Raw genomic sequence first — 7,744 nt, 5'->3', positions numbered from 1 at the left:
ACCTGAATAACGGTAAGAGGCTTGCAATGACAATGCACCTACAGTTGAGGAGCCGTGTGAAGGGACAACTTTCAAGCACGGTTTTGAAGACCAGCAGGGGAGGTAACAAACCTGCTGAGTTTAACCCAAAAGCTCATGCCCCGAAAGCTAAATTCTACATGGGTTTCACTACTGGAGACATGGTTAAAGCCGATATCCCATCTGGAAAATATGCAGGTAAATACACAGGGCGAATTGCTATTAGATTTAGACCTAGTTTTACGCTGCTGCAAAAAGACAAACGCTTTGATGTTCATCCTAAATATTTAACAACTATTCATCAGGCTGATGGTTATGAGTACAGTATTCCCAAATAATAACGATGTTTCACAGTCTTATATTAGTTAGGATTTCCCACCCGTTATGACGAGTATAGCGGGCGACCCCTATCGATATTAAGTTGGTAAAAGAGGATCTGGACAATGCAAGAACTAATCAAAGCTTTAATCAAAGCAAAGGCAGAGTTTAACCCCATTCAAAAAGACGGGACTAATCCTCACTACAAGCGCAAATATGCAACCTTAGATGCTGTACTAGCTGCTGTCACTTCTGCATTGGGTAAATACGGATTAGTCATCATTCAAACTACTGAACTGTGTGAAAGTAAAACCGTACTGCGGACTCATCTTTATCATGAATCAGGTGAGAGCATTGCCAGTACTTATCCTTTACCTGAAATTAGTGATTCTCAAAAGTTTGGCGCAGCATTAACTTATGCACGACGATATGCGGTTTGTGCAATTTTATCGGTGACGGCAGATGAAGATAATGATGCTGAAGGCGCAACTACTCCTCAAAAGCCAGAACAACCACAGAATAACATTAGACCCCGCAAAGACAATCAACAGTATAGAGTCCAGCCACCAAAACAAGCTGTAACTCCACCATCAATCAACCCAAAATATTTGCGAGTCAAAGAAGTTCGCACACTTTTAAATTATCCGTTGGATTTGGTGAAAGAGTGGCTGCATTCTCGAAATGTGACTAGTCCGAGTGAGCTTGATTCTCTTCAAATTGATGAACTAGTGAAGACTATGTGTTTGGCTTGGGCTGGTAATAAGTTTGGACATCCTGATCATGCTGTTAATTCTTATCAGAAACACGTCGTTGATGCTGTATTGCGAGGTGTTTCTGAGATGGAAGCAATTCAAGCATGGATGGAAGGAGCGCTTGCACAATTACCTGAATTTAATTAAAGCAATCATATCTTCTCATAATACCAATAGGAAAAATATCATGCCGAAAAAGTCCACTCATCCCACTCCTACTGACAATTCCTCACTATGCATACAATACCTTCGTCGTTGTGGGGGTAGCGCTCGATTATGCACCATCAACTTTAGTCTTAGTGTGATTCAAGGATTGGTCAATCAAAGAAAGGTAAAGATTATGAATACAGGCGCAGGTTTCTATGTTCAATTAGAGGATTCCAAATGATTAAGCACAAACAAGTTGTTTACCAATCTCAATTAGACCACAAGAGTAAATTGGTTTTTCGCCGCCGTACTAGGAGAAGATTCAATTCCAGGATTTTCATTGACCGCACCATAGAAACAACTGCAATTGTCTCTCTGCTGATTACTGGATTTGCGGGAGTAGGAGCAATAGGGTGTTGGGGGCTGGAGATTATTGAGACTAATACTAATTCCAACATAATCATCTCTGGTTGGGAGTACCAGAAAAACAGAAGTCTTGGAGCTATGTTGGTCAGTTTTTCTGCATTCTTGGGCAGTTATTTAGTCGGAGCAAGCCTCAGTATTCAACGAGATAAATTTTAGGGAGAGAAACGACAATGGAAATCAAATTAAGCACGTCAGAGATTCGGACTATATTGCAAGGATGTCAATATACGTTGCGGCTTGTGGGGAGTAGTAAAGATTATCGCAGGCTTCAATCGTCAGAGCATTTTTCTACATCAAACGCTGTAGTCCTAAATGATGCATTCAATGTTTTAGAAGAAATAGTGGATGCAATTGATGGTGTACAACAGGCAACTCAACAGCAAACAGAAAAAATCTAAATTTAGAGGAGTAAGAAAATGACGTTAACTTTAGATAATCGCTCTCAAAACAAAGAATCGTCCCTGACGCAAGCATTACGGCAGATCCAACAACTAAACTCCAAGATTCAAGAATTAGAGCAACATCATCAAGATTATGTGCATCAGCAACAGAACTTGATTAGTGCCATCGCTGAAATCTGTGTTTCTCCAATGCAGGAAGTACAGGCGCTGCGGATTCTGATTTATCGGGGAGAAGCAGCTTGTCGGCAGTACTTGCGTTCGGTGCTAGTCAAACAGAGAAAGAATTCATAACCTCTATCAAGCAAGGAAATTTAAATTATGAAACGGAATCAAGCACAAACAATCGTTGTAAGTCTCACTGGTACATTAGCGGCCATATCTATTGGGTATTTAGGAGTGCAATTTTTTGGCAGAAATACAATGTACATAATTTCTACAGCTATGTTAGGGCTGGGTACTGGAGGAGCTATCGGTCAGATTTTGGTGGAGAAAAAGCAGCAGCAAGTAGTACAAACACAGTCAAAACAAAGATAGGAGCAATCGTATGGAAACTTCAAAGGTTGTCACTATTCCTAATTACTGGACATCACCTAAATATTCGTTAGGACAACGTATCAAACAAGGAATTATCGTTGGCATTCAATATCGATTGCCTAATAATTTACTTGCTGAATCCAGCGATGGGTCATGGCAATACACAGTACGAGTTAGCAGTAATAGTAAAGATAAAGAAGTAGAGGATTTGCAAGAACATGAAGTACAACCACTTCCTACACAAGAATTACACAGGCTGCTCACAGGAGAAATCGAAGCTTACCAACGAAAGATAACAGTATTGATGCAAGAGTTGGCCGAAATATAAATAAGGCAGTTCAGGGGGCTTTTTCTAGTTCGTCGTCAACCCTTCCGCTTTGAGTTGTGACACCTCAATAGCTTGCCATGAATGCATTACAGGGCTTTTTGACTCCTCTTTTTTAGCCTTCAAAATAAAAAGCGGAACGGAAAGCGGAAGGGTAGCGCTTTTAAATGCCTGAAACCCTTACTAAATAAGCTTTATTTTTTTTAGAGGCTGTGACACTAGAAAGAACTGGGTTACACGAAAAGCGGAAGGGTGTCACAACGCAACAATCAGGGTTTGAGGCACTTTAACTGTGACACGGAAGGGTTGGTTTATGACATCCTTTCCTAGAGGACAAAAAAACAGAGGTGATTACCTCTGTGATTGCCTCTTACCCCGCATTCATAACTCTTTGCAACCTACTAGTAGTTTTTTTTACCCAGAAACTTAGACTTCTTGAGCGTGTAGTATTACTAAGACCCTAATTTAAGTTGCAAGATGCCCAATGTATACATAATTGGCGGTGCAAATGGTTCTGGTAAAACTACCGCCGCGCTGCAAATTCTTCCTTATTTCCTACAGGTATTTGAATATGTCAACGCCGATGAAATAGCGGCCGGGCTTTCTCCTTTTAACCCGGAATCCGTAGCCATCCAAGCCGGACGATTGATGGTAGAAAGATTAAAAACTCTGGTGAATGCTAAAATCGATTTTGCATTTGAAACAACTTTAGCAGCTCGTAATTTCGCCCGATTTTTGAGAGAATGTAAAAAACAAGGTTATGCGATAAATTTAATTTACTTTTGGTTACAAAGCCCGGAATTAGCTATTGCACGGGTAAGCAGACGGGTAGAAAGTGGTGGTCACAGCATTCCTGAAGACACTATTTACCGTCGCTATGAACGTGGAAGAAAAAACTTGATTGAATTATATTTACCATTGTGCGAGCGCTGGATTGTTTATGATAACTCTAATGCAATTTTGCAGATTATAGCTGAACGCCCTTTGAATCAAGAGCCGATAATTTATCAACCCCAGCTATGGAGCCAAATTACTAATAATACCTAACTAATACCTATGAATAAGCCAATTCCTGAGAAATTATCTAGCCAAATCGATGAAGGTGTTAAACTCGCTATGAAAAAAGCTATTGAAAGACACCGCCGTTTGGGGGAATCTATTAGCATTTGGCAAGATGGTCAAGTTGTTACCTTAACTGCCGAGCAAATCCCTCCTATTGATTCAACTGTTATCTATGACAAATGATACCAATAAAGTAGAAGTTTTATAGGAGCGACCACTTACAATACTACCCAGTCACGTATTTTAAACTCAGAATTTGGTTTGGGGTAAAGGTTAAAGGTCTTTTCTTTCCCTTTTTCTTCTCCCCAAAACCCGACAACCCGCATTTCTCACAAGCTGCTTTGCGTATAAGTAATAAGTAATGAGTAATAAGTAATAAGTTAATAATTTTACTCATTACTCCTTACTCACTACTCATTACTCCTCCATTCGAGGTGTGGTGAGAAATCCGGGACAAGTATTGCGACCACTTCTCTAATTAATGAAAAAAGGGATACATATTAATGAGTAAAGGTTAAAATTCCCTTTTCCTCATTACCATGCACCCCTTTGCTCAGTTTAAAGTCGGCAATGTAAAGGTTGGCTTCTTGTTAAGCTGTAGCCCATTGAATCCATTGCTCAACTTCTGGGCGAGTTAACTGTTTACCCACGCCAAAAGTGACTTGCTGTTTTTGTGCCCAACGGTAGAGAGTTCGTAAAGCGACTTGCTTACCAGTAACTCTCAAAATGATTTCTGGTAAGTCTGCTCCTTTGGCGTTAGTGAAACGAGCGTCATAAATGGCTTCAGCAAGATGTAATTCTGAAGAAGGGTTTTCTTTAAGTTTGAACTTAATCTGAAGTAAAGTAAATTTTTGACAAGGCTTTAGTTTTTTCATGTAAGCCAAAGTCAAAAGGTAAAGTGCTTTTTCGGCTTCAACATCACGGGAATATTGGGGAACTTGGCACAGTCGAAGCCATTTGCGCCAAGTCCTCGCTGTAATTGAACAGCAATAAACTTTTTCACAAGACAGCTTTAACCAGTCCAAGGGATATTTTTTTTCCATAGTTTGTTCTTTGTTCTTATTCCTTGACGGCAGCCCTCCTGTATAAAGAAGCGAAAGCCGGGGATTCTTGCTCACGTTCTAGTATTTGGCGCAATAAGGTGGCCATGGGAATTTCTTTCCAATCAGAAACTTCTTTGTACTGGTCATAAGCTTTTTTACAAAGAGTAATGGTGATTTGGTAACGGTCAGTCATGTCTGTAGCAAGTTCTGCAAGTGGATTCATCACATTATCATCCCAAATTCATTGCATTTGTGAAAGAAATTTGTCTAATTATATGTCAATATCATCGTAATTGCATATTAATAGTGATTAAATTGAGGTATATTTGAGGATAGAAATATCAGAGAGGTCGCATGGACAAAATCCAACAACTCTTACAGCCTCATAACATTGAAGTAAGCCTTGAGGAAATTGCTAAACTCTGTGTTGAAGTTGGTGTAGATATCGAGCAATTGAGTGATTCTGACGCACAGACAATCGCACAACACATTCTTGAGCAAAGGGTTGCGTCCGGGAAACTGGCTACCAATAGCAAGTCCAAAAATGGCAACGGTAAGTTAGGTAAAAACTCACCCCGCCGTAAATCTGTTCCTCCATTGCAAGGAGCGATCGCTCATGCATCTCAGGTTTCAAACCAAGAAATTCAATCCTTGGAGGATGTTCTCAACGTCGGGATTGATGCTTACACAAGTGATAAAGCAGACCAATTGTTATCAACGATTCGCAATGCTCCTAAAGACGTGGTGAGTAAGTTTGTCTCTAAGGCGATGGAGGAGGAAGCTGATGTAGATTCCTTTCGTGCAATCGGTGACGAACTCGTTGCGGGTATTTTCGGCATTAGCCCAACAAATGCGACCGAATAAATTTATTGGATTAGCAGCAGTACTGAATCTGCTGCTATTAACCCTCGTTTTGGGCGTGGCAATATATGGAGCAACAAGACCAAACCCATCGCAAAGCATTAAATATTCACCTGAAGAAGGACGGGGAGTTGAATCTGTCAGGGCTAACACTAGAAAACCTATCTTCAGAAGAATTCCTAGTCGTCCAGCAAATTATTGATGAGTCGAGAGTGCGATCGCATTCCAATAGACAGATTGAGGAATTGATGCAACGGGGAATGATGGCTCAAACTGCGATCGCAGCAATAACAGTATTGATGTTTTCATTCATGGGGATATATGGCATAACCCGGTACATCGGGTCACAAGTTCAACAAGTTCAGGAGAGTTATAGCAATGTTAGGTAAATGGCTTCCTGGTTTATTCGGCGGTAAAAGTGATGGAGTATTATCAACGGATTTAAGAGTTGGGGATGCTACCCAAATTGAGGGTAATCTCCCTTCATCAATCCGCGATCGCTACACATTGCCAGCTTACACCACCGCACAGCAGGTTCTGGATGAAGCAGAAGTAGCTGGTACTCTAAAAGCACAGAAATGGCTGCACACTAAATTTTCCCGGCACAAGCTTAAGCAGTTGCAATCTTTGGCAGAGATGTATAAAAACCAATTGGCATATTCCCAAGAAGCCATGAAGATTGAGGAAGATTTGCAGCGAACTAGGGCGCTACATGGGGAAGCGGTAATTCGTCATGCCTTCGGTTCCCAGGAACAGCAGCGTCAACTTGGGGGATACGAAAAAGCATTTGATGAAGTGGGTGATAGCTTTAGGTTCTAGATTATGCAAATCAAGCTCTCTCATATAGGATATGCAGTGTCTGGGGTTGGCTTTTCTATGTTTATGGGTTATTTATCCGTTGCCAGCCCCGTTAGTCGATACATTCTTTGGTTTATTGGCATAATCTCTATCTGCTGCATAGTTCTGGGGTTATTCAACTTTGGCGGTTTAGTCATTAAAGGATTCGGCTTTAACCGCAAAACTTTCATTATTGGATTAATGCCTGGAGTCATATTTCTGTTTGTGTTTTTGACTTTAGTTGCAGCCGGTGTTGCGTTGGGGGTGAGGTAATGGGATTTGAATTACAACGTCTAACTGCCAGTAGCGTCATTCATGCCGAACGGAGTATTTTATATTCTTTAGGAGCAAGTACAGTGTTATGTCTGTCTGCTCCTTTTTTCTTAAATACTGACAGAATAACAACCGGGATGCTACTTGGTGCTGGAACAGTTAGTGCTGGCTTATTTGGGGTATCCGCCCAAATCAGCGAAAGTAAGGAAAAAGTTTACCAGTCTTTGCTAGAAGCTGACCTCAAAGCACTTAAACAGCATTTACAAGGTGAGGCTGTTTATGATTATGTCACCACTGCGATCGCTGCCAAACGCCGAGTTGCTGATTACGTGAATCGGCTACCAGTACAAGAGCGCCCCCGGTGGATAGCTGAATATCAGTTGCAAGGGTTGGTTACACTTCCAGAACCGCCAGCACAACAATCACCTTCACCGACTGGTATTCCCAATCCCGATATTGCTGACATCGATGAAGAATCGGTGCAGTCGGTGATTAATCCGGGTGCAATGAAAATTCTGCAAGCGATCGCAGCTAATTATCCTGAGTACATCAGAATTGATAGTGCTTGGATTGATGAACTGTGTGATGCTGCATCTAATCAGAATATGACCCTTCGCAGCAATCACCATTTTTACCTTTCTGGTGGAACACAGTCTGGCAAATCAACTTTAGCAGGAGTGATTATCAACAAAATTGCTGCAAAATCTCAAACACCAGCAATTGTGATTGGCAGCGATCCAAAGGATG

14 protein-coding genes and 2 pseudogenes are annotated in these 7,744 nt (G+C 41.1%); 14 read left to right on the top strand and 2 right to left on the bottom strand.

Annotated features, from left to right (window positions below):
- The 9 genes and pseudogenes from H6G92_RS37435 to H6G92_RS37395 form a co-directional block, all read left to right on the top strand.
- Positions 1–356: pseudogene (locus tag H6G92_RS37435) on the top strand (hypothetical protein); the annotation flags it as partial.
- Between the two features lie 105 nt (positions 357–461).
- Positions 462–1,235 carry an ERF family protein gene (locus tag H6G92_RS37430; protein ID WP_190901754.1) on the top strand — a complete coding sequence of 258 codons (774 nt, stop codon included), beginning with the start codon at positions 462–464 and terminating at the stop codon, positions 1,233–1,235.
- 237 nt (positions 1,236–1,472) lie between these two features.
- On the top strand, positions 1,473–1,817 hold the full coding sequence (locus H6G92_RS37425; RefSeq protein WP_199345137.1) for a hypothetical protein: 345 nt from the start codon (positions 1,473–1,475) through the stop codon (positions 1,815–1,817).
- 14 nt (positions 1,818–1,831) lie between these two features.
- Entirely contained in the window at positions 1,832–2,059 is a 228-nt protein-coding gene (locus H6G92_RS37420; protein ID WP_190901752.1) for a hypothetical protein, read from the top strand.
- Between the two features lie 18 nt (positions 2,060–2,077).
- A complete protein-coding gene (locus tag H6G92_RS37415; protein ID WP_190901750.1) occupies positions 2,078–2,353 on the top strand; it encodes a hypothetical protein in 276 nt (91 codons plus the stop codon).
- A gap of 27 nt (positions 2,354–2,380) precedes the next feature.
- A complete protein-coding gene (locus H6G92_RS37410; RefSeq protein WP_190901748.1) occupies positions 2,381–2,596 on the top strand; it encodes a hypothetical protein in 216 nt (71 codons plus the stop codon).
- 10 nt (positions 2,597–2,606) lie between these two features.
- A complete protein-coding gene (locus tag H6G92_RS37405) occupies positions 2,607–2,924 on the top strand; it encodes a hypothetical protein (RefSeq protein WP_190901746.1) in 318 nt (105 codons plus the stop codon).
- 474 nt (positions 2,925–3,398) lie between these two features.
- Positions 3,399–3,968 carry a zeta toxin family protein gene (locus H6G92_RS37400; RefSeq protein ID WP_190901744.1) on the top strand — a complete coding sequence of 190 codons (570 nt, stop codon included), beginning with the start codon at positions 3,399–3,401 and terminating at the stop codon, positions 3,966–3,968.
- 9 nt (positions 3,969–3,977) lie between these two features.
- The gene (locus H6G92_RS37395) at positions 3,978–4,166 is read left to right on the top strand and encodes a hypothetical protein (RefSeq protein WP_190901742.1); all 189 of its coding nucleotides are present in this window, start codon (positions 3,978–3,980) and stop codon (positions 4,164–4,166) included.
- A gap of 407 nt (positions 4,167–4,573) precedes the next feature.
- On the opposite strand, the gene H6G92_RS37390 is transcribed toward H6G92_RS37395, so the two are convergent.
- Complete coding sequence (locus tag H6G92_RS37390; protein WP_190901740.1) at positions 4,574–5,026, bottom strand: hypothetical protein; 453 nt, start codon at positions 5,024–5,026, stop codon at positions 4,574–4,576.
- A 16-nt stretch (positions 5,027–5,042) separates the two neighbouring features.
- The gene (locus tag H6G92_RS37385) at positions 5,043–5,249 is read right to left on the bottom strand and encodes a hypothetical protein (protein WP_190901738.1); all 207 of its coding nucleotides are present in this window, start codon (positions 5,247–5,249) and stop codon (positions 5,043–5,045) included.
- Positions 5,250–5,380: 131 nt separating this feature from the next.
- Here H6G92_RS37385 and H6G92_RS37380 point away from each other — a divergent pair, with 131 nt between their 5' ends.
- From H6G92_RS37380 to H6G92_RS37360, 5 genes and pseudogenes are all read left to right on the top strand, one after another.
- Entirely contained in the window at positions 5,381–5,890 is a 510-nt protein-coding gene (locus H6G92_RS37380) for a hypothetical protein (protein ID WP_190901736.1), read from the top strand.
- A 65-nt stretch (positions 5,891–5,955) separates the two neighbouring features.
- Positions 5,956–6,276, top strand: a complete 321-nt coding sequence (locus tag H6G92_RS37375; protein WP_190901734.1) for a hypothetical protein — start codon at positions 5,956–5,958, stop codon at positions 6,274–6,276.
- Positions 6,266–6,706, top strand: coding sequence for a hypothetical protein (locus tag H6G92_RS37370; protein WP_190901732.1), 441 nt, complete (start codon positions 6,266–6,268; stop codon positions 6,704–6,706). The genes H6G92_RS37375 and H6G92_RS37370 overlap by 11 nt, the downstream gene beginning before the upstream one ends.
- 3 nt (positions 6,707–6,709) lie before the next feature.
- Entirely contained in the window at positions 6,710–6,997 is a 288-nt protein-coding gene (locus H6G92_RS37365; RefSeq protein WP_104899637.1) for a hypothetical protein, read from the top strand.
- Positions 6,997–7,744 (top strand): annotated as a pseudogene (locus H6G92_RS37360) (ATP-binding protein); the annotation flags it as partial. The gene H6G92_RS37365 and the pseudogene H6G92_RS37360, both read left to right, overlap by 1 nt.

The sequence above is a fragment of the Nostoc foliaceum FACHB-393 genome, from assembly GCF_014698505.1.
GTDB lineage: Bacteria > Cyanobacteriota > Cyanobacteriia > Cyanobacteriales > Nostocaceae > Nostoc > Nostoc foliaceum_A.
This window is presented reverse-complemented; position numbering and strand designations above follow the sequence as displayed.

Excerpts from the sequence above, each read along its gene's own strand:
- H6G92_RS37370 (WP_190901732.1), top strand. The coding sequence starts at position 6,266 with ATGTTAGGTAAATGGCTTCCTGGTTTATTCGGCGGTAAAAGTGATGGA.
- H6G92_RS37430 (WP_190901754.1), top strand. The coding sequence starts at position 462 with ATGCAAGAACTAATCAAAGCTTTAATCAAAGCAAAGGCAGAGTTTAAC.
- H6G92_RS37390 (WP_190901740.1), bottom strand. The coding sequence starts at position 5,026 with ATGGAAAAAAAATATCCCTTGGACTGGTTAAAGCTGTCTTGTGAAAAA.
- H6G92_RS37420 (WP_190901752.1), top strand. The coding sequence starts at position 1,832 with ATGGAAATCAAATTAAGCACGTCAGAGATTCGGACTATATTGCAAGGA.
- H6G92_RS37405 (WP_190901746.1), top strand. The coding sequence starts at position 2,607 with ATGGAAACTTCAAAGGTTGTCACTATTCCTAATTACTGGACATCACCT.
- H6G92_RS37415 (WP_190901750.1), top strand. The coding sequence starts at position 2,078 with ATGACGTTAACTTTAGATAATCGCTCTCAAAACAAAGAATCGTCCCTG.
- H6G92_RS37395 (WP_190901742.1), top strand. The coding sequence starts at position 3,978 with ATGAATAAGCCAATTCCTGAGAAATTATCTAGCCAAATCGATGAAGGT.
- H6G92_RS37365 (WP_104899637.1), top strand. The coding sequence starts at position 6,710 with ATGCAAATCAAGCTCTCTCATATAGGATATGCAGTGTCTGGGGTTGGC.
- H6G92_RS37375 (WP_190901734.1), top strand. The coding sequence starts at position 5,956 with ATGGAGCAACAAGACCAAACCCATCGCAAAGCATTAAATATTCACCTG.
- H6G92_RS37385 (WP_190901738.1), bottom strand. The coding sequence starts at position 5,249 with ATGAATCCACTTGCAGAACTTGCTACAGACATGACTGACCGTTACCAA.
- H6G92_RS37425 (WP_199345137.1), top strand. The coding sequence starts at position 1,473 with ATGATTAAGCACAAACAAGTTGTTTACCAATCTCAATTAGACCACAAG.
- H6G92_RS37410 (WP_190901748.1), top strand. The coding sequence starts at position 2,381 with ATGAAACGGAATCAAGCACAAACAATCGTTGTAAGTCTCACTGGTACA.
- H6G92_RS37380 (WP_190901736.1), top strand. The coding sequence starts at position 5,381 with ATGGACAAAATCCAACAACTCTTACAGCCTCATAACATTGAAGTAAGC.
- H6G92_RS37400 (WP_190901744.1), top strand. The coding sequence starts at position 3,399 with ATGCCCAATGTATACATAATTGGCGGTGCAAATGGTTCTGGTAAAACT.